This window comes from Paenibacillus sp. FSL H3-0457 (assembly GCF_037981725.1).
Lineage (GTDB): Bacteria > Bacillota > Bacilli > Paenibacillales > Paenibacillaceae > Paenibacillus > Paenibacillus amylolyticus.
Map to the genome: position 1 here is coordinate 4,261,857 of NZ_CP150283.1, position 25,934 is coordinate 4,287,790.

24 protein-coding genes and 1 other annotated feature are annotated in these 25,934 nt (G+C 46.5%); of the genes, 8 read left to right on the top strand and 16 right to left on the bottom strand.

The features are described 5' to 3' along the window. Positions 1 to 16 precede the first annotated feature (16 nt). Together MHH25_RS18795 and MHH25_RS18800 are read right to left on the bottom strand one after the other, a co-directional pair. Positions 17 to 856 (bottom strand): PRD domain-containing protein, encoded by an 840-nt coding sequence (locus MHH25_RS18795; RefSeq protein ID WP_340017797.1) that lies wholly within the window; start codon positions 854 to 856, stop codon positions 17 to 19. Between the two features lie 35 nt (positions 857 to 891). Continuing rightward, a complete protein-coding gene (locus tag MHH25_RS18800; protein WP_340017798.1) occupies positions 892 to 2,790 on the bottom strand; it encodes a beta-glucoside-specific PTS transporter subunit IIABC in 1,899 nt (632 codons plus the stop codon). Positions 2,791 to 3,151: 361 nt separating this feature from the next. On the opposite strand from MHH25_RS18800, the gene MHH25_RS18805 reads away from it, so the two are divergent. Continuing rightward, on the top strand, positions 3,152 to 4,072 hold the full coding sequence (locus MHH25_RS18805) for a LysR family transcriptional regulator (protein WP_036607891.1): 921 nt from the start codon (positions 3,152 to 3,154) through the stop codon (positions 4,070 to 4,072). 274 nt (positions 4,073 to 4,346) lie between these two features. Here MHH25_RS18805 and MHH25_RS18810 read toward each other — a convergent pair whose 3' ends face one another. From MHH25_RS18810 to MHH25_RS18825, 4 genes are all read right to left on the bottom strand, one after another. After that, positions 4,347 to 4,532, bottom strand: a complete 186-nt coding sequence (locus MHH25_RS18810) for a hypothetical protein (RefSeq protein WP_340017799.1) — start codon at positions 4,530 to 4,532, stop codon at positions 4,347 to 4,349. Between the two features lie 91 nt (positions 4,533 to 4,623). After that, a complete protein-coding gene (locus tag MHH25_RS18815; RefSeq protein WP_340017800.1) occupies positions 4,624 to 5,445 on the bottom strand; it encodes a carbon-nitrogen family hydrolase in 822 nt (273 codons plus the stop codon). Positions 5,446 to 5,518: 73 nt separating this feature from the next. Next, positions 5,519 to 7,141 carry an AraC family transcriptional regulator gene (locus MHH25_RS18820; RefSeq protein WP_340017801.1) on the bottom strand — a complete coding sequence of 541 codons (1,623 nt, stop codon included), beginning with the start codon at positions 7,139 to 7,141 and terminating at the stop codon, positions 5,519 to 5,521. Between the two features lie 201 nt (positions 7,142 to 7,342). Then, a complete protein-coding gene (locus MHH25_RS18825; RefSeq protein WP_340017802.1) occupies positions 7,343 to 8,338 on the bottom strand; it encodes an ABC transporter substrate-binding protein in 996 nt (331 codons plus the stop codon). Positions 8,339 to 8,598: 260 nt separating this feature from the next. On the opposite strand from MHH25_RS18825, the gene MHH25_RS18830 reads away from it, so the two are divergent. From MHH25_RS18830 to MHH25_RS18860, 7 genes are all read left to right on the top strand, one after another. Continuing rightward, positions 8,599 to 9,807: a pyridoxal phosphate-dependent aminotransferase gene (locus MHH25_RS18830; RefSeq protein WP_340017803.1), complete on the top strand. Its 1,209-nt coding sequence runs from the start codon at positions 8,599 to 8,601 to the stop codon at positions 9,805 to 9,807. Between the two features lie 64 nt (positions 9,808 to 9,871). Then, positions 9,872 to 10,086: a binding site (T-box leader), on the top strand. 82 nt (positions 10,087 to 10,168) lie between these two features. Continuing rightward, positions 10,169 to 11,272 carry a glutamate 5-kinase gene (gene proB / locus MHH25_RS18835; RefSeq protein WP_076317457.1) on the top strand — a complete coding sequence of 368 codons (1,104 nt, stop codon included), beginning with the start codon at positions 10,169 to 10,171 and terminating at the stop codon, positions 11,270 to 11,272. Positions 11,273 to 11,331: 59 nt separating this feature from the next. Beyond that, positions 11,332 to 12,579, top strand: coding sequence for a glutamate-5-semialdehyde dehydrogenase (locus tag MHH25_RS18840; RefSeq protein WP_036671975.1), 1,248 nt, complete (start codon positions 11,332 to 11,334; stop codon positions 12,577 to 12,579). Positions 12,580 to 12,615: 36 nt separating this feature from the next. Beyond that, on the top strand, positions 12,616 to 13,476 hold the full coding sequence (gene proC / locus MHH25_RS18845) for a pyrroline-5-carboxylate reductase (protein WP_036671976.1): 861 nt from the start codon (positions 12,616 to 12,618) through the stop codon (positions 13,474 to 13,476). Further along, positions 13,473 to 14,696 carry a 2,3-diketo-5-methylthiopentyl-1-phosphate enolase gene (locus tag MHH25_RS18850; RefSeq protein ID WP_340017804.1) on the top strand — a complete coding sequence of 408 codons (1,224 nt, stop codon included), beginning with the start codon at positions 13,473 to 13,475 and terminating at the stop codon, positions 14,694 to 14,696. Before proC ends, MHH25_RS18850 begins: the two co-directional genes overlap by 4 nt. Beyond that, entirely contained in the window at positions 14,693 to 15,370 is a 678-nt protein-coding gene (locus tag MHH25_RS18855) for a 2-hydroxy-3-keto-5-methylthiopentenyl-1-phosphate phosphatase (protein WP_340017805.1), read from the top strand. Before MHH25_RS18850 ends, MHH25_RS18855 begins: the two co-directional genes overlap by 4 nt. 3 nt (positions 15,371 to 15,373) lie before the next feature. Beyond that, positions 15,374 to 16,027, top strand: a complete 654-nt coding sequence (locus MHH25_RS18860) for a methylthioribulose 1-phosphate dehydratase (RefSeq protein ID WP_036607600.1) — start codon at positions 15,374 to 15,376, stop codon at positions 16,025 to 16,027. Between the two features lie 163 nt (positions 16,028 to 16,190). Here MHH25_RS18860 and MHH25_RS18865 read toward each other — a convergent pair whose 3' ends face one another. The 10 genes from MHH25_RS18865 to MHH25_RS18910 form a co-directional block, all read right to left on the bottom strand. Beyond that, positions 16,191 to 17,483 (bottom strand): multi-tm2 domain protein, encoded by a 1,293-nt coding sequence (locus MHH25_RS18865; RefSeq protein WP_340017806.1) that lies wholly within the window; start codon positions 17,481 to 17,483, stop codon positions 16,191 to 16,193. A 37-nt stretch (positions 17,484 to 17,520) separates the two neighbouring features. Next, a complete protein-coding gene (locus MHH25_RS18870) occupies positions 17,521 to 17,973 on the bottom strand; it encodes a hypothetical protein (protein WP_340017807.1) in 453 nt (150 codons plus the stop codon). Then, complete coding sequence (locus MHH25_RS18875; protein ID WP_235193861.1) at positions 17,966 to 18,466, bottom strand: RNA polymerase sigma factor; 501 nt, start codon at positions 18,464 to 18,466, stop codon at positions 17,966 to 17,968. Before MHH25_RS18875 ends, MHH25_RS18870 begins: the two co-directional genes overlap by 8 nt. A gap of 246 nt (positions 18,467 to 18,712) precedes the next feature. Then, the gene (locus tag MHH25_RS18880; protein ID WP_127549601.1) at positions 18,713 to 19,417 is read right to left on the bottom strand and encodes a DnaD domain-containing protein; all 705 of its coding nucleotides are present in this window, start codon (positions 19,415 to 19,417) and stop codon (positions 18,713 to 18,715) included. A gap of 20 nt (positions 19,418 to 19,437) precedes the next feature. After that, positions 19,438 to 20,733 (bottom strand): asparagine--tRNA ligase, encoded by a 1,296-nt coding sequence (asnS, locus tag MHH25_RS18885; protein ID WP_017687752.1) that lies wholly within the window; start codon positions 20,731 to 20,733, stop codon positions 19,438 to 19,440. A 101-nt stretch (positions 20,734 to 20,834) separates the two neighbouring features. Next, positions 20,835 to 22,040, bottom strand: a complete 1,206-nt coding sequence (locus MHH25_RS18890) for an acetate kinase (protein WP_036671987.1) — start codon at positions 22,038 to 22,040, stop codon at positions 20,835 to 20,837. Next, on the bottom strand, positions 22,037 to 22,909 hold the full coding sequence (locus tag MHH25_RS18895) for a 3-hydroxyacyl-CoA dehydrogenase NAD-binding domain-containing protein (protein WP_017687750.1): 873 nt from the start codon (positions 22,907 to 22,909) through the stop codon (positions 22,037 to 22,039). Before MHH25_RS18895 ends, MHH25_RS18890 begins: the two co-directional genes overlap by 4 nt. A 133-nt stretch (positions 22,910 to 23,042) precedes the next feature. Continuing rightward, the gene (locus tag MHH25_RS18900) at positions 23,043 to 24,545 is read right to left on the bottom strand and encodes an AAA family ATPase (protein ID WP_047843540.1); all 1,503 of its coding nucleotides are present in this window, start codon (positions 24,543 to 24,545) and stop codon (positions 23,043 to 23,045) included. Further along, entirely contained in the window at positions 24,538 to 25,065 is a 528-nt protein-coding gene (locus MHH25_RS18905; RefSeq protein ID WP_076209942.1) for a hypothetical protein, read from the bottom strand. The genes MHH25_RS18900 and MHH25_RS18905 overlap by 8 nt, the downstream gene beginning before the upstream one ends. 301 nt (positions 25,066 to 25,366) lie before the next feature. Then, entirely contained in the window at positions 25,367 to 25,897 is a 531-nt protein-coding gene (locus tag MHH25_RS18910) for a DUF5590 domain-containing protein (RefSeq protein ID WP_047843541.1), read from the bottom strand. Positions 25,898 to 25,934 lie beyond the last annotated feature (37 nt).

Here is a 25,934-nt window from a genome sequence, read left to right on the forward strand (position 1 = left end):
ACTCTTTGATTCTTGCTCAATTGCGACTCATGACCCGATTGATATGAATAATCAAATACATCATCTCTTCAGTGGAGATCGTATGTTCAAACCGAGCTTCAATATAATCCTTGATTAGCAATACGCAGGCTTCCTCCTGCGGATATTTATTCGCGATCTGCTCAAAGAGCTCATGATCCTGCGTGTTTAACGTTTTATATTCAAAAAGCCGTTGAATGAAAAACTGCAAATGGGTCAAAAAGCGTGAATAGTTGATGCTGTGTGTATCCAGCTCCACTTGGTAGTGAATTTTGATAATATTGAGTACATCCTTGACAGTATTGGTCATCATCATGACCTGATTCATATTGTCATCATTCTGCTGCGCATTAACGAGATGAAAGGCAATATTCGCCGCTTCCTCTTCAGGCAGGGAGAGTCCAAGCTGTTTTTGAATGAGAGACAGGCCATGCAACCCGATACTGAACTCCTGCGGATAGAACTTTTTCACTTCCCACAACATTCGGTTCTGGATCGTCATATTGTCCTTGAATCGCTTCATGGCCATATACAGGTGATCTGTTAATGAGACATAGAGATGATCACTCAGATGGCGGGACAATGTATGTTTCGCGTGGGAGATGATTTCATCAGCCAGAATCAAGTATTCTTTTGGCGTTTCCTTCATCAGGGCAGTGAGATCTGAAGAGATCGTTTCATTTTCAAGGACATAGATCTTCTCGATCTCATCCTCCCCCACGACATCTCCCGGTTTGCTCCTGTAGCCGATGCCCTTTCCCATCACAATAATTTCCTTGTCATCCTCACCACGTCTGGCAAGAACAATGCTCGAATTTAGTATTTTTATGACTTTCATATCAGGCTGCCGCCTTTCATTCATATTTCAGCGAGTTATAACACCGTAATTAATGGTTTCTCCGGTCCTGTTGTCGCCGCAGTTTCATTGCCCAGTATCTCCAGATAATCCGATGAATTGGTCACAATTACAGGAGTCGTAGTGTCATAACCTGCGGCTTGTATAGCTTCAAGATCAAATTCAATCAGGAGTTGACCATGAGAGATCTGTTCTCCTTCATTCACTTTTACATCAAAATGCTGGCCTTTCAGTTTCACCGTATCCAATCCGACATGAATCAGAATTTCTACACCTTCTACCGATCTCAGACCGATGGAATGTTTGGTACGGAACACCGTCTCAACGGTACCATCAAACGGGGCAAACACCTTGCCAACACTTGGCTGAATGGCCATACCTTGTCCCATAGCTTCTTGCGAGAAGGCCTCGTCCTTCACCTCTCTTAATGGCAGAACTTTACCTTCCAATGGAGCAAAAACGATCTTTTTCGATTTGATCCCTTTGGATGGCTGGATTTCAGATTCGCCTCTCGCTTTGTTTGTAGGACTGCCTGCTATCGACACTGCTGTTGGAACAACATCCTGAAATCCAATGACATATACAGCGACAAACGCGACAATGGCAGAGATCAGCATGGTAATGATCGCATAGATAATATTCATATGATCTTCACTGATAAACATAGGCATAGATGCAATCCCCGGACCCACGGCAGCATATGCCTTGAGATTCACAATACCTGCGAACAACCCAGCGACTCCGGCGCCGATCATGCAGGCAAACAGCGTTTTCTTGAGCCTTAAATGTACACCGTACAGAGCAGGCTCCGTGATACCGAATACACCTGAAATTCCTGCAGACAAAGCGACTTGTTTCAGCTTGATGTCTTTGGTTTTGAATGACACCGCCAGTGCGCCTGCTCCCTGCGCCATATTGGATGCCAGCATCGCGACCAGCACCAGTGTTTCATATCCAGGTGAAGCCAAGGCTGCGAAAATAATGGGATAAAATACTTTATGCATACCGAACATGACAATCAGAGGCATCAGTATAGCCATAATGACAACGGTCAACCATCCAATCTTATCCTGAATCCAATAGATCAGGTTGGACATTCCCGTTCCGAGATACATCCCCAGAGGCCCAAGTACAATCAGGGCAACTGGAGCAACAATGAGAATAATAATCAAAGGTTTAAGGAAAATTTTGACCGGTCCTGGTGAGATCTTGTCCGCGAACTTTTCAATGTAAGACATGAACCAGACCGTTAAAATAATCGGTACCACGGATGTCGCATATTGAACGGATGCAACAGGTATGCCAATAAAGGACACCGGATCTTCACCGCCAAGTAGACCAATCATATTCGGGTGTAACATGATTCCACCAAACAGAACGGCAACAAAGGGGTTGGTTTTAAATCTATTTGCACTGGAATAAGCCAGTAGAATCGGAAGAAAGTAAAAGGCAGCATCAGACATGACACTCAAAACGGTATACGTCTGGCTCTCTTTAGACATCAGGCCGGTCACGGTCGCCAGTAGCAAAAGTGCCTTAAGCATGCCCGAGGCAGCAATGGCTGGGATAATAGGTTGGAAAATGCCTGCAATGACACTGGCAAAAGTATTAAACAGTCCTTTGGGGCTATAATCCGCTTTTTGTTTCTCCTGAATTTCGTTTGATTGCCGAGTATCCATCATCTTGGCAAGTTCATTGTAGACGTACGCGACGTCATTACCGATAATAACCTGATATTGTCCGCCGCTATTCACTGCGCCAATAACACCATCAAGGCTCTTAATTTCTTGGGTCTTCGCCATATCCGGATTCTTCAGGGTAAGTCTGAGCCTGGTAGAGCAATGAATTAACGTGTTGATATTATCATTGCCACCGACCAGCTCCATAATCGATTGGGCTAATTGTTTGTAATTCATGGTGCACCTCCGTTTCTTGATGGGAACAAAAAAAGACCTAAAAAGGGTAGGAAAAGAGAAACTCTTCCCACCCAATCTAGGTCTTGCCTGCCGAACAGTAACACGCCATCGTTGGATGAATGTTATTCAATTATATGAACGAAAAAGAATATGAACATTTGAAATGGTTCTGTGCTAACACTTGAAACTGGTACACATGAAAACGTTGATTTTGTTTTACCCGGGTAAGTGGTTCTTATTAAGCGTTTTCAAAATCAGTATAACAACTCTTCTGATGGAGCGCAAGCGGTTAAGCGAAATTAATGATTTCTTCATCTGTAATGATATAATGGTGGCATAACGAAAGGAATGACCAATGACGATGGAATTCAGACAACTTCAATATACGTTGCAAATTGCGGCCGAACGCAATTTCTCCCGGGCAGCAGAGAAGCTGCATATTGCTCAACCTTCATTAAGCCAGCAATTATCCAAATTGGAAAAAGAATTGGGAGTACTACTTTTTCAGCGTAATACGAGTACCGTGGAGTTAACCCATGCGGGTGTTACGTTTGTCGAGCAAGCCCAGAAGATCGTAGATGCCGTGGAGCTATTGCGTCAGGAAATGTCCGATATCTCCCAGCTTCGCAAAGGTAAAGTCGTTGTAGGCAGCATGCCGATCACGGGATCACACCTGCTCCCACACGTGCTTCCTGCGTTTCAACAAGCTTATCCCGAGATTGAGGTTACCTTATTGGAAGACTCCGGGCTTACGCTTGAGAAATTGACAGCAAGCGGCAAAGCAGATCTCAGTCTGTTATCTCTTCCTTTACAAGAGCCAAGTCTCGCCTACGTTGCCATTGGAGAGGAAAAGATTGATCTGGCAGTTCCCCCGAATCACCCTTTGGCACGCAGGGCAGATCCGGAACATCCGCTTCCTGTGCGAATTGAAGAGCTTCGGGATGAACCTTTTGTTGTGTTGAAAAAAGGGCAGGGCTTCCGCAAACTTACATTCGATCTCTGTGAGCAGGCTGGTTTTGATCCCCAAGTTGTGTTTGAGAGCACCAATATTGAAACCGTTCAGTCGCTGGTCGCCACAGGTATGGGTATTACCCTGGTTCCACGCTTTATCGCCCGTGCGCCGCGCAGTGAGTTCGTGCCTGTGTATGTGCCACTTGCTGAGCCTACTCCTAGCAGAACACTTGTTGTGGCTTATCGTCAAGGCAGAGTGCTGTCGAAGGCAGCCGAAGCATTCATCCATACGTTTCAACAAACCGTGGCCGAACTGTCAAAGGGAGACTAAGAAATTGCTCTATGGTATAGGTACATTTCTTTAGGTACATTTCTTTAGGTACATTTCTTTAGGTACATTTCATACTGAACCAAAACAAAGGCTTGACCCTTATGGGCCAAGCCTTTGTCATATACTCGTTTCCCGCATCCGCAGGATAGAGTTCTTACATTGCAATCACAGTAACTGGTTACAGTACAATGTTGCTTGTTAAGTTGTTTAGCTACAATGCTAATTTATAATGTTAACGTAGAAACGTACATAAGAAAACTTCATGTCTGGCGGTTTATTTACGCAAATTACGATCGCTTGTCAGCCTGTTTTGCTGATTCATTACACGGCCTTCGTCCTGAACAGTTGAATCAGGGGGTGATAGCCCTCCTGCTCCATTCTGTAAGAATGCCCTTAAGTGATCTTCCCTTGTGTTATCCTGTTCCAGTCTCCTGAGCGTATCTTTCACATGGTTGTCCATTGATTGATCATCCTCCTTGGTGACGGGATAGTTATCATTACCCGCGTCCTGGAAGAATAAACACTTTTTCTGAAGAATTTCATTTCAGTTTTTATTTTCCGCCAAAATAAACGCCAGGTCGACGGTCTTCAAATACGGGAATCCGTCCGCGAACCTCATCTACCAGAGATGGACGAATAATTCCGGTCACGATCTCTTCCCCTTCGCCACCTTCAGCCACAATCTCACCCCAAGGATCAATGATGAGGGAATGTCCGAAAAATTCGGTCTCTCCCCCTTTACCTACACGGTTACATGCGATCACATACATCTGATTCTCAATCGCTCGTGCGGTAAGCAACGTACGCCAGTGGTGCAGACGAGGTTTCGGCCATTCGGCGGGTACAATCAATGCCTTGGCACCATTCAAAGCAAGGGTGCGGGCAAGTTCCGGAAACCGGATGTCATAACAGATCGAAGCACCCGCTGTAAGACCGTTCTGCAATTCAAAAATTTCAGGTTCCGCACCTGGCTGTAAATATTTCTCTTCGTCCATCAGACGGAACAAATGTAATTTATCGTATCGTGTTACCTGTTTTCCTTCACGATCATAAGCGTACATTGTATTGTATATTTGACCATCCCGTTTCTCAGCAATTGAACCGCCAACGATGGAAATTTGATGTTTTTGAGCAAAAGCAGACAGCCATTCCCGAGATTTCTGGCCATCCAGGTCAGCGAGTTCATGAATTTGAGTCAAAGCGTATCCGGTATTCCACATCTCAGGTAACACGGCCAGCCCCAGATCCGGATATTGTTCTACCGCACGCTCAAGCAACGTCTGCATATGTTTATGATTGGCCTCAGGGTCTCCGAGTTGAATATCGCCCTGAATCAGGGCTACACGCATTTCTCCCTGTTGTTTTTCTGTCATGACAAGCACTCCTCTGAACCGTAATACCTGCTATCATAGCTTGATCCTCCTGAGGACTGCAAGTCTGTTTTTGTTATGAACTTGCACACAACAACTCAGGGAGCAGGGTCAACAATCGATCACTCGTGAGCGCATCACCCACATTCCAAGTTGACTCCTCCACAGGGTATACCCGTCCATTCTGCACAGCCGGAAGGGCCTGCCAACTGGGACTTTTCATCAGCATCTCTGTAGCCTGTCTTGCCACAACTTCCTCAGGCAGCATAACAAACACATGATCTCCCGCGTACTGACGTACCGCTTCAGCCGAGATTTCCTTATAGGCTCTGCCTGCCACAAGTGCTTCCTTCACTTTGGTAACTGGCCTGAATCCCATTGGATGATATAACATAGGCGCCAGACCGATATTGCCCATAACAAATAATCGTGCACCCCGATGGTATGTAAATACGGATGCCGTTTCCCCCTCTTCAATCACAGTATGGATCTTCGCCCACATCTGCTCGGTACGCTCCGCATAGGAGGTTAGCCATTGTTCAACCTGCGGTTGTCTGCCAAACCAGCTGCCCAATCTGCGCATTCGTTCTTCCAAAGTGGCATGTGAATTGTAAGCAAGCGTCGGTGCAATCCGGTAAAGTTGTTCATACTGCTGTTCATTGCTGCTATCAAAAATAATCAAATCCGGCTTCATGATAACAGCGGCTTCCACATTAACCGGAGCGACCGCGTCATATGTCTGATCTTCCAGTAACTGAATGCCCAACATCAGCAGATCCCCAGCGGAATCTCCGTAATACATAATTCGGTCCGGATTTACTGGAATATTCACATCATGACCCAACCAATCCTGTACCAATCTCTGCTGCTGAATCGATCTGTCATATTGACGAGGAGATAATCCCGTCATTTGGCGAAAACGCCTGCTGAAATAATACTCATCCTTAAACCCAACGCGACTCGCAATATCCCGAAGTGGTTCATCTGATTTGCGAAGCCAGTCCTTGGCATGTTTGATGCGAACATGATTCACATAATCGAGCGGCTTGTGACCCGTGAGTTGTCTGAAAAGGGTCGTATATTGTACAGGTCTGATCTCCGCAAGTCGTGCCAGTTTCTGTACAGTGATTTCTTCAGTATAATGGTCATCCACATACTGAATCGTGCTGTGTAGTCTTGCTTCCATACTCTGTTCCGTCTTTGGAGAAGTGTATCGGGTAATGATCATATCCATCCATTTTTGGAACTGTGCATTCAAATGACTGTATTCGGCATCTGTTTTATAATTCCGAATGACATACATCTGCTCCAGCAGCCCACTTAACGGAGCATAGGGATAACCATTCAATTGGTTTCTGTGCTCAAATACAGCGCGGGTAAAGAGTTCGGGATCACCCGTCAACACATGAATAACATCAAAAGCCATTATGATATATTTCAATTCCGAGTTATTACGATGTTCAATCTGGTACCCCTCTCCCGGAGAAAGCGGATAAACACATCCCGTAGTAAACGGAAACTGTTCATGCCCTATATATAAACGCCCATCCCCTTCTTCGCAGATCAGGAAGGCATGTTTCTCGCAAGCAACTTCCAGCATCACCTGTTCAGGTGGTTCAATTCGACGTACCAGATGATCCAGCCGAAACATGAATGCTGAAAAGAACAACGCTCCCCCATCGGCATCCAAAGCCTGCATGTCGGTTCACCTCGTTTTTCTAAAATGAGAATAATTATCAATCATTCTGTATGGTCTGATTATAAGCGAGCAATTGTTAATAATCCAGATATGAGTTTAATCAGCAAAAAAGAGCGTTCAACGAAATGTTGAAGGCCCCTTTCACTTTTTTATAACTGCATTACTCAAAGGTGTTACTCCTGCCTCACTAGCTCGTCACCATTATTGAATCATCTGTTTTGGCAGCTCTTGTAACAGCCACTCCCTCGAAAGAGCATCACTAGAAGCTTTTACGATATTAAAACGATATACTTTTCCATCTTTCACCGCAGGCAGGTTCTTCCAGATTGTACTATCCAGCAATTCCTTGGTGGATTGTTTCGCATCGTCGGTCACAGGATCCAGAATAAATATCCGATCACCGGCAAATTCAGATAATTTTTCAGTTGAAATCTCTACAAATCCCATGTCTTCATCCAATACTTTCTGGATTTCCGCGGTTGGCTTCAGCCCGTCTTTTCCGTATAACAACTGTGGCAATCCTGCACCCGCCATGACAAACAGACGATTCCCGGGATACATGGTGAATACCGAAGCAGTCTCCCCTTCTTTTAATCCGTTCTCATGAAGTTGCGTCCACATCTCTTCCGTCGCTTTTTGATGAGCCGTAACCCATTCCTCCGCTTCTTGCTTCTTATTCAACAAATCGCCAAGGATACGCATGCGATCTTCTATTAAACCAAACGAATCAAATGTAACCGTGGGTGCAACCTTTGCGATCTGATCATATTGAGCCTCGTCACTGTTGGAGAAAATAATCAGATCGGGATTCAGGTCTAACGCCTTTTCCACACTGATCGGAAATCCTACATCTTCTGACTGAGCAACCTGATCATCAAATACGGTTCCCTCTTGACGAAGTATGCCGACAGGAACTACACCAAGCGCGAGCAGATCCCCTGTAACTTCTCCATGATAGATAACTCGCTTCGGATTTACAGGAATCTCAACTTCATGGCCAGTCCAGTCTTTGAATATCCGGGTCTCGCCCTCGTTCGTCTCTTTCGTTGCAGTTTGGGTCTCTGTGGTTTCTGTGGCTGCTTTGGAATCATCTGCGCCAGCAGCAGGTGTTGCAGCCTGATTTCCACAAGCCAGTAGCAGGATGGATAACCATGTGATCGTTAATAATACTCCCGTATTTCGTATGCCCTTTTTCATTTCTATCTCTCCCCCTATATCATGTGCGTTGTGCCAGAAATTAATGATATTGATTATCATTATCGGATATTATCATAAAACATGGCTTCTCTCAGCTCAATGGACAAAACTAAATGAGCACTTTCAGTTTTGTACAATACTCCGCTCTTTGCTCCTATGTACTGTATATTCAAGCGGATTTCCCTCTATACAGCTCGGGATTGACGTGATAAATTAATGAGAACTATTTGCCATTATTAATAACCGGAGTGATGAATATAATGACCCAATCAGACCATACATCTGCTCGTTCAGCTTTTAAGATACCGACTTCTGATGTGATGACACAGCTACCAACGCAATTTTTTGCTACCCTTGTTCAAAATGTAAATCGTGAAATCGCAAGTGGACATGACGTGATCAATCTGGGTCAGGGGAACCCGGATACACCTACACCACCTCATATTGTGAAAACACTGCAAGAGTCGGCTGAGAATCCCCTCTACCACAAATACTCCCCTTTTAGAGGGTACTCTTTCCTGAAGGAAGCTGTCGCCAAACGTTATAAGGAAGATTACAACGTTGATCTGGACCCCGAGACTGAAGTAGCCATTCTGTTCGGAGGCAAAACCGGATTGGTTCAGTTACCTCAGGTCCTGCTAAACCCCGGCGACACCGTTCTCGTTCCAGATCCGGGCTACCCGGATTACTGGTCTGGTGTTGCACTCGCCAAAGCAAACATGTCATTTATGCCTTTGCTGGAGTCCAACGCATTCCTGCCGGATTATGAGGCTGTTACAGCCGAAGATCGGGAGAAAGCCAAGCTGATGTTCCTGAACTATCCCAACAATCCAACGTCAGCAACGGCACCCCTTTCGTTCTACGAAGATACGGTTGAATTTGCCATTCAAAATCAAATCGTCATTGCCAGCGACTTTGCTTACGGTGCAATTGGATTTGACGGACATCGTCCCGTAAGTTTCCTGCAAGCCCCTGGTGCCAAAGAAGTGGGCATTGAATTCTATACGTTATCCAAAACGTACAATATGGCTGGATGGCGTGTTGGATTCGCGCTTGGTAATGCAGAGATTGTTTCTAAAATCAATCTGCTTCAGGATCATATCTATGTCAGTCTCTTCGGTGGAATTCAGGCTGCGGCAACGGAAGCACTTACTGGCTCACAGGAATGTGTTGCCTCACTGGTTTCACGCTACGAATCGCGTCGCAATACGTTTTATGACGCTCTTTCCTCGATTGGCTGGCAAGCTTCGAAACCCGCAGGTTCATTCTTCAGCTGGTTGCCTGTACCTGCCGGTTATACCTCCGCTTCATTTGCAGACTTGTTACTGCGAGAAGCCAAGGTAGCCGTAGCCCCAGGTATTGGTTTTGGTTCGCATGGCGAAGGCTATGTGCGCGCGGGACTGTTAAGTGATGAAAACCGATTACGCGAAGCTGCCCAGCGGATTGGCAAGCTGAATTTATTCAAGTAATTTACAGGACCATAACCCCTTTGCATATGCCAAGTTTCCATGGTATGTTATAAGAAATATTGAACGAAACGTGATGACGGGACCAGTAAGAGAATATCAGTCGCGCCCAGAGAGTAAATTCCACCCTGCTGAAAGAATTTACCGCGGCTCTTCTCTGAAACCTACCCCTGAGCGGCCTGTTACGTGCAGGACAGTGCCTTCTGTTACAGGGCATGAAGCCGGATGATCTAATCATCAATAAAGGTGGTACCGCGGAAGTAACGAACTTTCGTCCTTTTTAACTAAAGGGCGGGAGTTTTTTTTGTACCCGCTAAAGCCTGCTCCAGAAGCACTTATTAATCATGTTTAAGGAAGTGAAACCATGACTTCACGTATTGTAGTTAAGATTGGAAGCAGCTCGCTTACAACGGAAGAAGGCGGTCTGGATCGCAGTTCGATCACTTTTTTTGCCGGAGAAATTGCAGCATTGGCTGATCAGGGTCATGAAGTACTTCTGGTCACCTCAGGAGCGGTAGCGGCCGGATTCCGGGAGATCGGTTACCCTCAGCGCCCCAAACTGCTACATGAGAAACAAGCCGCAGCGGCCGTTGGGCAGGCATTACTGATGCAGGCATATCAACAGGCTTTTGCAGCGCACCGCGTTACTACGGCGCAAATTTTGTTAACTCGTACAGACTTTCACAGTCGTAAACGCATGGGTAACGCAGGTATGACCGTAGAAGAGTTGCTTAAACAGCGAGTGATTCCGATTTTTAATGAAAATGATACGGTGTCGGTAGACGAATTGAAGTTTGGTGATAACGATCTGTTGTCCGCATTGGTTGCAAACCTGGTGAAGGCTCAGCATCTGATCATTCTTACCGATACCAACGGCCTGTACACCGCAGATCCGCGCAAAGATCCTTCTGCCGTGCGTTACGACCGTATTCCCGAAATCACGGCTGAGATCTATGCTTTTGCCGGCGGTTCAGGTTCGGCGGTTGGCACAGGCGGAATGCGATCCAAAGTTGATGCAGCCAAGGTTGCTACACGTGGAGGCGTACCTGTATTCGTGGGAAGTGTGAAAGAACCCGGAGATATGCAGAAGGCGGTTGATGGCACGGGCAAAGGAACTTACTTTGAGACACGACTCGCTTCGCTATCCCGTAAAAAGCAGTGGCTTGGCTTCATGTCTACTCCGCTGGGAACCGTCGTTGTGGATGATGGTGCTGAAGAAGCACTTGTCCATGGGGGCCACAGTCTTCTACCTGTAGGGGTCAAGCGGGTACTGGGAACATTCCATGCAGGAGACGTCGTAGAGGTCATTGGTATGGATGAAACCTTGCTCGGTCGCGGTATTGTCAATTATGATGATGACCAGCTTCGACTCATTGCCGGACTTCCCAGTGGGGAAGTGATGAAACAACTCGCTAGCATCCATAGACTTGAGGTTATTCATAGAGACGAATGGATTACGTTAAAATAACTATGAAGCTATATAGTGGTTAAAATTTTAACTTTATATATATATGAGGAGGAATTACGATGAGTGAAGTCAGAGAAAAAGCCAGCAAAGCCCAAGCAGCGGTTCCACAGCTGAACCGATTGAATACAGAACAGAAAAATACGGCCCTGCGTGTCATGGCAGATGCTTTGATTAAGGAGACGGATTCCATCATTACGGCAAACGCCGAAGATCTGGCACGAGGCAGAGAACAAGGCACGCCGGAATCCATGCTGGATCGACTCGCACTTAATCCAGAGCGGATCGCAGGCATTGCTGAAGGGTTACGTCAGATTGCAGATCTGCCTGATCCAGTCGGCGAAGTGTTAGAGACATTTACCCGTCCAAACGGATTACATGTTGAAAAATTAAGAGTGCCGATTGGCCTGATTGGCATCATCTACGAAGCTCGTCCTAATGTAACTGTAGACGCAGCCGGATTATGTCTCAAAACAGGTAATGCAGTGCTTCTGCGCGGCGGCTCCTCTGCCCTGTCCTCCAATCGTAAAATTGTGGAGGTGCTGCATCAGGCACTCACAACGACAGACATGCCTGCTGATGCTTTGCAATTGGTTGAAGATGCAGATCGTGCTTCCGTAGATGAGATGCTCAAGTTGAACGGACTGCTGGACGTTATCATTCCACGCGGAGGAGCTTCCCTCATTCGTAATGTGGTTGCCAACGCAACGGTACCTGTCATCGAAACTGGAGCGGGCATCTGCCATACCTATGTGGATGAATCAGCCGATCCAGTTATGGCAGCTGAAATTGCCATCAATGCCAAGGCACAACGTCCATCCGTATGTAACTCCATGGAAACGTTGCTGCTGCATGCCGCATACGCGGAAGAGCATCTGCCTGCACTTGCCGAGCAATTCCGTGAGGCCAATGTGGTCTTGAAAGGTTGCGACACGGTGCGCCGTCTTGTCCCTTCCGCTCTTGAGGCAACCGAGGAAGACTATGCGACCGAGTACAACGACTATATTTTAAATATCCGGGTGGTCGAGAACCTGGACGAAGCGATGCAGCACATCGCACATTACGGAACCAAACATTCCGAGTGTATCGTAACCCGGGATACAGCCCATGCAGAGCGCTTCATGCATGATGTGGATGCAGCAGCCGTCTATCACAATGCGTCCACACGTTTCACCGATGGATTTGAATTTGGCTATGGAGCCGAAATCGGAATCAGTACCCAGAAACTGCATGCACGTGGACCGATGGGACTTCCAGCACTCACGTCGACCAAATATCGGATTACAGGCAATGGACAGATTCGTCAATAATATCCCAGCACCAGTTATATAGGAGGAACGATAAATATGAGTCAAGAGCAACAGACGTTACTACAACAGAAGATTACTTTCCACGGAGCAGGCGCGATGGCTGAAGCCATCGTGCGCGGACTGATCTCCCGCCTAGTCGTTCGTCCTCAGGATATTACGATGCTGAACCGCAGCAACCAGAAACGTCAGGAGGAGCTCAGCACCCGTTATGCTGTACATACCGGAACTGCCTCGCAATCCTTGGATCACCTTGCCTCCACTCCGGTCATTGTACTCTGTATGAAACCCAAAGATGCTGCCGCAGCGCTGCGCGAACTTGGGCCACTGTTATCACCGGATCAACTGATCGTATCTGTCATTGCCGGATTATCAATCCGCACGATGCAGTCCTTGCTTGGTCGTAAACAACCGATCGCGAGAACCATGCCGAACACATCCAGTACCATTGGACTCGGTGCAACCGGGCTTGCCTTCTCTGCGGAGATTACGGATGAACAGCGCAGTACGGTGATGACCATGTTTGAAGCGGTTGGTATCGTGACCATCGTACCTGAAGATAAACTCGAAGTTCTCACTGGGATTTCCGGAAGCGGCCCTGCTTATGTATACTATTTAATGGAGGCCATGATTGCGGCAGGTATTCGTGGTGGTTTATCCAGCCAGCAATCTCGTGATCTCACTGTTCAGACGGTGCTGGGCGCGTCACGTATGGTACAACAAACCGGTTTGGAACCGATGAAGCTTCGTAGTGATGTGACATCCCCAGGAGGGGCAACGCAAGCAGCACTGAAAACGCTGGACGAAGGAGATTTCTTTGAAAATGTAATCGCAGCCGTCAACCGCTGTGCAGAGCGCTCACGGGAGATGGGAGCTGCTTTGGAAGGGGATTTAAAATGAATAACATGTGCACAGCCACATATCGTCTGCATGATGATCATGCAGACTTTCGCAAGAAAGCTCAGTCCATCGCGATTGGCATGACCGTGGGTAGCTGGACTGAGTTGCCGCAAGCACAACGTGAAGCGATGCAGAAGCATCTGGGCGAAGTAATCAGCGTAGAAGTCCATGAAGCTGATGGCATGGCTGCGGGTGAGCGTTACGCTGATATTACTATCGGATATCCTGATGTTAACTTCAGCCGTGATATCCCTGCCCTGCTCGTGACGGTCTTTGGCAAAATCTCAATGGATGGCCGGATCAAACTTACAAAGCTTGGTTTCTCGGATGGCTTCCTCAGTGCATTCCCGGGACCCAAGTTTGGACTGAATGGTGTTCGTGATCTGCTTGGTGTACACGACCGACCACTGTTAATGAGTATCTTCAAGTCAGTTATTGGGCTAAATGCAGATGAACTACGTGAACAATTTATTCGTCAGGCTCTTGGTGGCGTTGATCTGATCAAGGACGATGAGATTCTGTTCGAGAATAAATTGACACCCATCGAAAAAAGAGTCGAGGTCTGCATGAAAGCTGCCGAACAGGCACGCAAGGAGACCGGCAAGAAACTTCTGTATGCAACCAATCTTACAGGACCTACATCTCGTCTGAAGCAACAAGCTGAACGCGCTATTGGTGCAGGAGCAAATGCCTTGTTGTTCAACGTATTGTCCTACGGGTATGATGTGCTGCATGAACTCAGCAGTGATCCAGATATCAATGTGCCAATTATGGCTCACCCTGCTCTTGCAGGAGCACTGTATCCTTCACCACATTATGGCATGTCGGCTTCGGTTGTACTTGGTCAGTTGATGCGTCTTGCAGGTGCCGATCTGGTGCTCTTCCCTTCTCCTTATGGTTCGGTTACGATGCCGAAGGAAGAAAATATGGCGATCACGGAGCAATTACTGACAGCTGATCTGCCAGTACGAACCAGTATGCCAGTGCCTTCAGCAGGTATCCATCCAGGCCTTGTACCGCTCATTTTGCGTGACTTTGGCACAGATGTCATCGTTAATGCTGGTGGCGGTATTCATGGGCATCCTATGGGCACTGAGGCAGGCGGACGTGCATTCCTGCAAGCCATTGAGGCAGCTCAGCGTTCCATTCCACTCGCGCAATATGCAACCGAGCATCCGGAGCTGAAAAGTGCATTGGATCTGTGGGGTGGCGAACGATGAGAAGTGATAAAAAAACAGTCATTTTCTGTGACTTTGACGGTACGATTACGCTCTCGGACAATATTGTAGCGATCATGAAACATTTCAAACCTGATGGCATTGAAGCGATTATGAAAGATACGATTGAGCAAAAAATCTCGCTTCGTGAAGGTGTTGGAGCCATGTTTGCTCTGTTGCCTGCATCGCAGAAAGATGAAATAGTGGAATTTGTGCTTGGACAAGCGGGAATCCGTGAAGGATTCAGCGAGTTTCTTGACTACGTTCGCAGCGAAGGTATCGAATTCAATGTGACCAGCGGTGGCATGGACTTTTTCATTGAACCGTTACTCGCACCATTTCATATCCCGCAGGATCATGTCTATTGCAACGGAGCTGACTTCTCGGGTGAAACCATTAAGATTGAATGGCCGAATCCCTGCCAGCCTCCTTGTGAGAATGGCTGCGGCATGTGCAAAACAACAGTCATTCGTACCTTCCCGGAAGAACAATACAATCGAATCCTCATTGGAGACAGTCTGACGGATTTTGAAGGTGCCAAAATTGCCGATCTCGTCTACTCCCGCTCCATTTTAACGGACAAATGTATTGAGCTGGGTGTGGACCATGTGCCATTCGCTACCTTTTACGATATCATCGAAGATATGAAACAGAAGCAAACACAAGGAGTGCTGTAAACGATGGGCTTTGAAAAGATTACATTGGAACACAAACGTCAGGTCCTTGAAGAACTGGCTGATATTAAAGCGTTGTTTGCCAGTCGTAACTGGTTCCCTGGAACAAGCGGCAATCTGTCGATGCGTGTAGGAGACTTTGACCCGGAGCAATTTTATTTTGCGGTTACCGCCTCAGGCAAAGACAAATCCCTTCGCACACCGGAAGACTTTCTTTTTGTGGACAAACACGGCAAAGCGATTGAGACAACAACGTTGAAACCAAGTGCCGAAACATTGATTCACTGTGAAATCTATCGTTTGACTGGTTGTGGCGCTGTATTCCACGTGCATACCGTGTTTAACAACCTGATCAGTGAATTCTTTGGAGCAGATGGGCACGTACCGATTCAAGGAATTGAATTGATCAAGGCTTTCAACATCTGGGAAGAAAATGCGGAGATTCGTGTACCCGTCCTGCCTAACTTTGCAGATATTCCATCTATCGCTGAATTGGTGCCAGGTGTACTTGATGCCAACGTACCAGGAATTTTGCTGCGTAACCACGGCATATATGCGTGGGGCAAGGATGCTTTTGAAGCGAAACGTCATCTGGAAGCGTTCGAATTCCTGTTCGAAGTGATGTACCGTCAACTTCTGCTGAAGGGTGCTACGAAATAGCAATCATTTATTCTAAATCAAAGCTGGATAACAAAAAACACGCCAGAGGCTGATATACATAGCCCTTGGCGTGTTTTTTTGTTGTTGGATAAAAGAGATTAGAAGGTTGCTCTGTCATCGTAGTGTCAGTGTAAATAATCTTTAATTCAACTTGGATCGTAAATTACAGTCGATCATCCCGATCCTTGAATAAAAAGAGACTGTCTGCTCCCTCATCATTTCGATGAGCAGCACTTTGGATACCCGTCCCCCGTTGCTTGCCAAACAGCAGTTTCAAGCCGCCAAAAATGAGCAGCAAGGATACGATGACGGTATTTAAATAGGAACGGATCTCATACGTCATAAATGCATTAGGGAAGAGCTCATTCAGCTGTGGAATGACAAGACGGATCGTCAGGTAGTATAGACCCAGCGCGGCAATCCCGAATCCAATCAGACGCTGATGGCGGGCCCAGTCCTTGAAGATCGGTTGATCAACCAATGGTTCGCGTCCATATCGACTGGAGCACTGGAGCCCGTCAAAGAAGCTGTAGAACCAGATCAACGGAATCATGAACAGAAACACCGATAAGTGAAGCAGGTCCAGAACATAGATGCTGCCCAGGAACAGGAACATCAATTGCATGCCTCTTTTCTGCAATCCCAGATAGAGATGACCTGCACCTGGAAAAGCGGATAGCAGCGTTGCAAGCACTTTGCTACGTCGTCCGGCTACTCTGCCCATCTCCAATTCCTCAAATAATGTCCGATCCTGCAACACCTCACCAGCCTGCTTACGGTGGACATGTTGCACCGCATCAAACATGCAGTATACCCATATTACAGGCAGTATGAGTAGGAACATCAAAAATACGGATTCATTGGTGATCGAAGCTACAAAAACCATCATGGCAAATGAACCAAAGAACGCCATCAAGAACGACAAACCGCGATGCAACAATCCCAGATGAAGGTGGCCCAATCCCGGAACAAATGAGAGCAAAATGGTGAAGAATCGTTCACCCTCACTGCCTTTTCGGTACATGGGTTGACCATAGGGGCCCTCAGGATGGCCATATTCACCACCTGGATGTTGATGCAGCTCATCTTCATTCATCTGCTCCATAGGCCCTTGCTGACCCATGTATGCTCCCTGGTAGGCTGCCCCTTGGTGTGGAGGCGCTCCATAAGCCGCACCGTATCCCCTATAATGTGCTTCTCGGGCAGAAGGTGTACGGAGCAGAACAATAACCATATCCAGCATGCTGATCCCCCAGAAGAAAGCAGCAAAAAGTGCACCGAAAATCAATAAATCTTGTTCATTAGTGACCATGGCTAACATGAATGAGCCAACAGCTGTTCCGAAGAAAAGCAATGGATAGATCACAGCCCTTGCAGCCCGTCCCCAATACATGAAACCGAGACCTGGTATCAGGTTTAATAGAAATGCGAGTAATTTGTTACGATCTGAGTGCACAGTCGTCATCCTTTCTTTTCAGGCAATGCGAAACTATTTATGGTTTAGGCTTGAGGTTATCCAGCCATGAAGTGGCTGCCTCCGTCCATTGCTCGGTAAATGACCCTCTGTGGTCGCCATCCTGGAACTTGTGATATGGTGCTACCTTGTCAAAAAGTCCAGACGAGAGGAAGATCAATGTCAAACAGGCTGCTACCGCGTAATGGAACACTTTATGATCAAGCCAGCGCCGGTTTCGCCCAGCACGGGATCTGCGTTGTACCTTGGGTGATTGAATGCCCTCAATCCGATGCATGACTGAATCCGCAAACCCTGTTGGGTCATGTAGCGGAGGCAGTTCTCCATGGATACCAAGCGCTTCCAGATAGATGTCCATCGCATCCGGATCTTCCATCAGAAGCTGTTCCATTTGGTTCGCTTGAGTTTCACTCATATGGCCTTCAATATAATCAGTCCATTGCGCAGCGGTATACTTCTCCTGTTTACTCACGCCATTCATCCTCCTTCCAATTTTTTCGAATCCACTGCCGAGCACGATACAAGCGGGATTCCACAGTCTTCACAGCCACCTGTGCATCACTGGCAATCTGCTCATAATTTTTTTCGCTTAGATAATACGCAGTGATAATGTCACGATGCTGAGCAGGCAACTGATTAATTCGTTCGCGAAGTTTATCCTGACGTTCTTCACGAACGAGACGGGTAAGAACGTCTTCATCCCGTCCGGGCATATTGATTATTTTTTCTTCTCCACCCAGATCCTCAGCAGTTCGTCTGCCCAGCTTGCGTTTGGCATCAATCGCTTTGTGAAAGGCAATTCGGGTTAACCACGTTTTGAAACCTTCAGAACGGTAGTCGGGGAGAGACTTATACATCTGTATGAACGCCTCCTGAGCTGCATCCTGTGCTTCCTGATCGTTCCTGAGTACGGAATAGGCCACATGGTATACATGCTGGCTATATTTATCAATCAGAGTACGCATCTGGGATGTATCTCCTTGACGGATTTGTTCGATTACGCGCGCTTCATCAATAACTCTCCCCTCCTCTCCAATACAATAGACGACAGCTTGTGCGTTAACCCCTGCGTGATCTATCAAATTTTTGTAAAACAAAATGAAATCATTGCCTGAAAGGTTGATGTTGCTGATCACTCATCCAATCTTTAATCCAAAAAAACAGGCACAGAATGACTTCTGGCCTGTTTCTTGTCCCTGCCTACGCTGGAATTAACGTCCACCATTACGAAACCGCTGTGTGTACGCCTTCGCGTCTTGAACGGTCTTGACACGATTGCGACTCCACTCAAGTAGTATTCGATCGATATACCGGAAATGTACTTTGCCTGCAAAAACCGCTTCCTTCAGAGCCATTAGAATCAATTCCTCTTGATAACGGTCCTGATCCAACCAGCCGGATATCGTCTCGCACTCCATTGGAGAGAGCGGACGTCCAAATTCTTTTTCAAAGATGGAGAACATGTTCCGTTCTTCCTCTTCTTTTTGAACACTGTTCGAATCTTGACGTGCTGTATTGATACTCTGCTGTTCCGCACGGAATGCGGCTACTTCTTCAGCAGTGCACGCTGCAAGCTTGGCATATAATCCATGTAAGTCATATCGCTCGTACTGGATGTCCCGTTCTTCGTCACGGTGCTCGTCAATTGCAATATACCCATCCCTCATCAGACGTTGCAACATTCTGGCAATCCCTTCAGGTGCAAGTCCCATGCGTGCCGCAAGCTCTTCAAGCGTGGGAAACTCATTGAACTCTGCCTGACGGAACCCTAGCAGTTGAATCAGAAGAAGCACTTCTGCATCTGATAGTCCAAGCTGGTGATAAAAACGTAATAAGGCATACGGCAGATGGGCTGTACCCGAAGTCATGCCATAAGCTGCTCCATCCAACCAAGCTTTGGATGTGGTGTCTTCCATAGACGCTCCTCGGTTAAACATTAAGGGTACAGACGATAGAGCATACGTGGGAATGCGATTGTTTCACGTACATGATCCAATCCACAGATCCATGCTACCGTCCGCTCCAATCCCAGACCGAAACCGGAGTGAGGAACCGATCCGTATTTACGCAAATCCAGATACCATTGGTAAGCTTCATCCGAGAGATTGTGCTCCTCAAAACGTTGTTGCATCAATTCCGGATCATCGATACGCTGCGAACCGCCAATAATCTCTCCGTAGCCTTCTGGTGCAATCATATCAGCACAGAGAACAACTTCTGGACGATTCGGATCTGGTTTCATATAGAATGCCTTGATTCCAGCAGGGTAATGCGTAATAAAGACCGGTGTATTGTACTTCTCAGCAATTGCTGTTTCGTGCGGTGCACCAAAGTCTTCTCCCCAAGGAATATCAAAGCCTTGTCCATGCAGGAATTCAATCGCTTCATCATACGTAATACGCGGGAATGGAGCTACGATGCCTTCAAGTTTGGATACGTCACGACCGATAGATTCCAGTTCTGCACGGCAGTTTTTCACCACGGACTGAACGACATGAGCGATAAATTTCTCTTGCACGCGCAGACTTTCCTCGTGATCTACAAACGCCATTTCCGGCTCAATCATCCAGAACTCAATCAAGTGACGACGTGTTTTGGACTTCTCTGCGCGGAATGTTGGACCAAATGAATATACTTTGCCCAGAGCCATGGCTGCGGCTTCCATATACAATTGACCACTTTGTGTCAGATAAGCATCTTCATCAAAGTATTTGATGTGGAACAGGTTCGTTGTACCTTCCGCAGACGATGGTGTCAAAATCGGAGGATCAACTTGTGTGAATCCGTTACCATCAAAGAACTGCTGAACAGCGCGAATAATCTCTGCACGAATCACCATAACAGCACGTTGCTTCGTAGAACGAAGCCACAGATGACGATGGTCCATCAAGAAATCAACACCATGCTCTTTAGGCGTAATTGGATAGTTTTCAGTCAGGTGAATGATCTCAACCCCTGTAACAGTCATCTCGTAACCGGACGCACTGCGAGGTTCTTCACGAATAATACCTGTAACATACAAAGAGCTTTCTTGTGTCAGGCTCTTGGCATTGTTCCAGATCTCTTCACTAACTTCACTTTTCACAACAACCCCTTGGATATATCCGGTTCCATCACGCAGCTGCAAAAACTGAATTTTACCGCTGGAACGTTTGTTGTTAATCCAGGCACCGATTGTTACGGTTTCGCCCACATGCTCGTTCACATTACGAATTACACAATTCGTATTCATGCCCATATCTCCCCTTGGTTCCTGAATTTGAAAATGCAGCGGGCAGGCTTATGCCTGTCCTCTGCACTTCCTTGTCATTCTATATTTACTTTACAGTTAGATTACTGAGAATTCAATACGATTCGGTGTGTATCGCGTGCAATTACCAATTCTTCGTTAGTTGGCACAACGAGAACTTCCACTTTGGAATTCGCTGTTGTGATCCGACGTGGTTCGCCGGAACGAATGGCATTCAGCGCTTCATCCAGTTCAACACCCAGATAAGTGAGCTGCTCACATACTTTTTGGCGAAGTACAACGGAGTTCTCACCTACACCAGCCGTAAAGACGATCACGTCTACACCGTTCATTGCAGCTGCATATGAGCCGATGTATTTACGCAGACGGTACTCGTACATTTCAAAAGCAAGCGTGGAGTTGGCATCGCCATTCTCCATACCTTCCGTAATCTCACGCATGTCACTGCTGATTCCGGAGATCGCAAGCAATCCACTGTGTTTGTTCAACATGGAGTTCACTTCGCTTACGCTCAGTTCTTCCTTGTTCATTACATAAGGTACGATGGCTGGGTCAAGGTCACCAGAACGCGTTCCCATCATCAGTCCTTCAAGCGGAGTCATACCCATCGAAGTATCCACGGATACGCCACCTTTAACTGCTGTTACACTACCGCCGTTACCGACGTGACAAGTGATAATTTTCAGATCTTCCACTGGACGATCCAGATATTCAGCAGCTGCCTTGCTTACGAAATCATGGGAAGTACCATGTGCGCCGTAGCGACGTACTTTATATTTTTTGTAAAGTACACGCGGAATAGCATACAGATATGCTTTTTCCGGCATCGTCTGATGGAACGCCGTATCGAAGACCATTACCTGTGGCACACCAGGCATATTTAATTCAGCCGCACGAATACCCATCATTGCTGCAGGGTTATGAAGTGGAGCCAAGTCGAACAAACGACGAATTTCAGCTTTGGCAGCATCATCTACCAATGCAGATTCTTTAAATGCTTCACCACCGTGAACAACACGGTGTCCAACAGCTTGAATTTCACTTACAGAATCCAGTACACCATTTTCTTTGTGAGTCAAAATATCAATGACTTTACGGATCGCTGTTGTATGCTCCAGAATCTCACTAACTTCTGTAACATCCTCACGGCCTGTCGGTTTGTGTGTCAGGATGGAGGAATCCATTCCGATCCGTTCTACCAAACCTTTAGCCAGTACAGATTCGTCAGTCATATTATACAGTTGATATTTGAGCGAGGAACTCCCCGCATTAATTACGAGTACTTTCACAGTCGGTCACCATCCTTGTCGTACTTGAAGAATCCTTCGCCTGTTTTGGCACCCAGGTGTCCTGCACGCACCATTTTCTTCAGGACTGTAGAAGGACGATATTTCAATTCTCCGAATTCACGGAACATTCTTTCGAGTGCAGCTTCAACAGAATCCAATCCGAAACGGTCAGCCATTTCGAGTGGTCCATGTTGGAAGTTGTATCCGATACGCATTGCATCATCGATATCTTCAGCAGATGCAACACCTTCTTGCAATACATGCAACGCTTCGTTAATCAGCAGGCAGATCAGACGGGAAGTTACGAATCCAGGGGATTCATAAATCATAACTCCTTTTTTGTCCGCTACTTCTTCAACAAAACGTCTGGTCTCTTCGAATGTTGTATCCGAAGTTTTCAGTCCACGAATAATCTCTACAAGATCAACCCGGGATACCGGGTGAATAAAGTGCATACCAATAACACGCTCTGGGTATTTGGTCGAGCTTGCAAGCTCGGTCAAACTCAGCGTGGATGTATTACTTGCCAGAATGACATTGCTTGGACAAACTTGGTCCAGTTGGCTGAATACTGCTTTTTTCGCATCCAGATCTTCTGAAATTGTCTCAATGACCATGTCGCAAGTTCCAAGTTCAGCTAAATGAGCTACCTTGGTAATGCGGGAAAGAATTAATTTCTTCTCCGCTTTTGTAATCGCCCATTTCTCTAGTTGTTTATCCAGATTGGTTTCGATCATGTCATATGCATGATCCAGCTTTTGTGTTGTATGCTCCACGAGAAGCACATCAAGTCCTTTGGCTGCGAGCATCTGGGAAATACCTTGCCCCATCGTACCGCCGCCGACAACTCCTATTTTTTTGAAAAACATGGTTCTGCTCCATCCTTTCGGTTCTCTATTTCTCTATTGTACCCTGTTCGCCGAAAATTACAAATTTCGACCCAACATATAATAATATCTTAGCACGAGTGAAATGTAAAAAAAAATAACCAGCATAAATAAATTATGCTGGTAGAAGGGCACTGTCACGAAATTGACAACGAAATTGCTCGCCAGACAAAACTTCCTCACGAATCAAGATGTCGAGTGAATTGTCGAAAATTGTCCGTTGTTCTTCAAGTAACCGCTTTGTCTGTTCCATCAGTTCTTGCAGAATTAATTTATTCTCTCGCATCAGTTCCTCGGTTGTGACCATATCCATGTTCACAATACCAAGTGAAGTCAACCCCGAAGCCATCATCGTCTGTACAACATTGGTGGCCTGATCAAAGTCATTGCGTGAACCTGTGGAACGACCACCGTAGTACATTTCCTCCGCAGCTGCTCCTCCGAGTGCAATCATGATCTGCTCTTCCAGAAAGCGCTTCGTATAGAGGAACTGTTCCTGTTGCGGGTTATGACGTACATATCCCAGCGCCTGACCACGCGGACTAAGTGCCACCTGGCTAACACTGCCTGGACGAACGAGTTCAGCCATAATGGCATGTCCCAACTCATGAATGGCGACCCTTTTCTTCTCTTCCACGCTCGACTCACGGTCTGTCTTCTCACCCATCATGACTTTATCAATAGCCAGGGATAAATGCCGCTGTTCGATGTTTAACAGCCCGTCTCTCATGGCGTATATTGCTGCTTCGTTCATCACACTTTCGAGCTGTGCACCGGAGAAACCATATGATTCTTCCGCTGTTTTCTCCAGATTAACTTCCTTCAACAGAGGTTTGTTCACCGCATGCAGTTCCAGAATATGCTTTCTGCCCTTTTTGTCAGGCAAGTCCACTTGAATGTGGCGGTCAAAACGTCCCGGTCGCGTCAGGGCGCTATCCAGCATCTCTTTACGGTTCGTTGCAGCGATAACCAGAATTCTTGGCGTATCAGAAGAATAGATTCCATCCATTTCCGTCAGGAGCTGATTCAGGGTCTGATCGTATTCACGCTGTTGACCACCCTCACGTTTCCCCCCGATGACATCGATTTCATCGATAAAGATAATAGCGTTTTCCTTATTTTCCTTGGTGGCACGGGTTCTCGCGTCCTTGAACAAATCCCGAATTCTGCTGGCACCCACACCAACATACATTTCCACGAACTCACTACCCGATGCTGCTACAAAAATAGAATCGGTGTAATGGGCAGCAGCCTTGGCCATCAACGTTTTCCCTGTCCCTGGAGGGCCCGTCAGCAAGATCCCTTTTAACGGGCGAATCCCGAACTTCCGGATTTCTTCATGTTTGATCAGAAAGTCAAGCGCTTCACGCAATTCCTGCTTAGCACTGTCTTGTCCGCCAATTTCTTCAAAAGTAAGCTTGGAAGGTCCTTTTTTCTTCCGTTTACGTTCCTGTGCAGCGCCTACTGTAATCCCGCCACGCATTTGCATCATGAACAGCAAAGCTCCGACAAGCACTGCTGCAATCAGGATCGGAACAATATTAACACCAGTAAAAGCAAGGAAAATAATCAATACGGGAAAAAATCCGATGGCAACTTCTTTTGTCCACTTAGGCATTAGGCCACACTCCTATCTGACCGGGCACACGCGGCAGAATAATAAACTTGCTGGCATCTCCGTCTCTGAGACTGACATATACATTGTTGTCATCCATCGCTGTATTTACCTTCATTCCATTCGTCGCCATCTTGGACAACGTTGGTGTAATCTCGGTGTATTGCTTGTTCTCCATCGCCTGAGCTACGGTGAACATCGCATCCCCCCACCAACTTTCCAGTGCTTCACTGGAATGATCCACAACATCCAACTTTAGTGAGCGTGTTCCAATCAGGGTCTGTCCTTCTTTGTGAATATATTGTACCAGTCTGCCCAAATCAACATCAGGTTGCAGATCCAGTTTCAATTGTACGTCATTGCGGTTAATAGTTAATTGAACGTCATTGACTCCATCGTACTGGGTTACCATTTTTTCAATCGGATTCTGCACAGCCACCTGACGATATACAAACCAACCTCCAAACAACACAACGGCTGAAATGACGGCAGTTAAAGCAATAGGCAATACTTTTAGCTTCAAGTGAATTACCCCTCCCAGAATTTGGCCCAACCTACTGGCTTATTGGTATATACGAATATGTGCACATTGACTCCTGCGATAATTTTGACAGGTTTATTTGTTTTGAATGTAACTTTGAGTACATATCTGAGTATATCACATCGTATATACAATTTCGAAGGCGAAAATATGAATAAATTATTAATTTTAACTATTTAAATCAAATATGTTTACAGACAACACAAAGAACCGGTTCAGTCGGATATCCGTCTGCCGGTTCTTTCATTTCTTTAATTCTCTAGTTATCTCACTCTATCTTGTTCTAGCTGTTCGGGAGTGTGTAGACCAGGTCCACCTGTTCTCCGTTGCTAAAACGATAAAAGCGATAGTGGTTATGCGTACCGTCTTTATAATACACTTGCCACACATATATTCCATTCACAACTCCGGGCATGATTCGTTTAATCTCACCGGCAGGAACTTCAGAACTGAAGCGATTGCGTATCTGCGCTTCGGACATGCCATTCTGCAGCAGCTCACTGTGTACAGCGTTTGCACCCTTAACCGGTTGATTGTTTGCATCGAATTTAACCCAGACCATAACATCCTGGTTATCCTTGTTTTTGCCGATCAGGGTCCAGTAGATGTTGTCAGAGCCTTCTTTGTCTCCCCAGATGTACTTGCGCAATTCATCATAGGATGTAATGCCCAGTTGCTCCTGTGCTGCTTGTATGGCGAGCGCTTCTTCCTTGCGTTGGTCCTGCGTGACATGGACGTAATAACGCTGAAGTCCAAACAGAATCAGAACCAGTGCAAGCAGCGAAATCCATATCCACTTCTTTTTTTTCTTCAAAAGCCGAACTTCCTTTCCCTATGATGCTGTCCTGCAA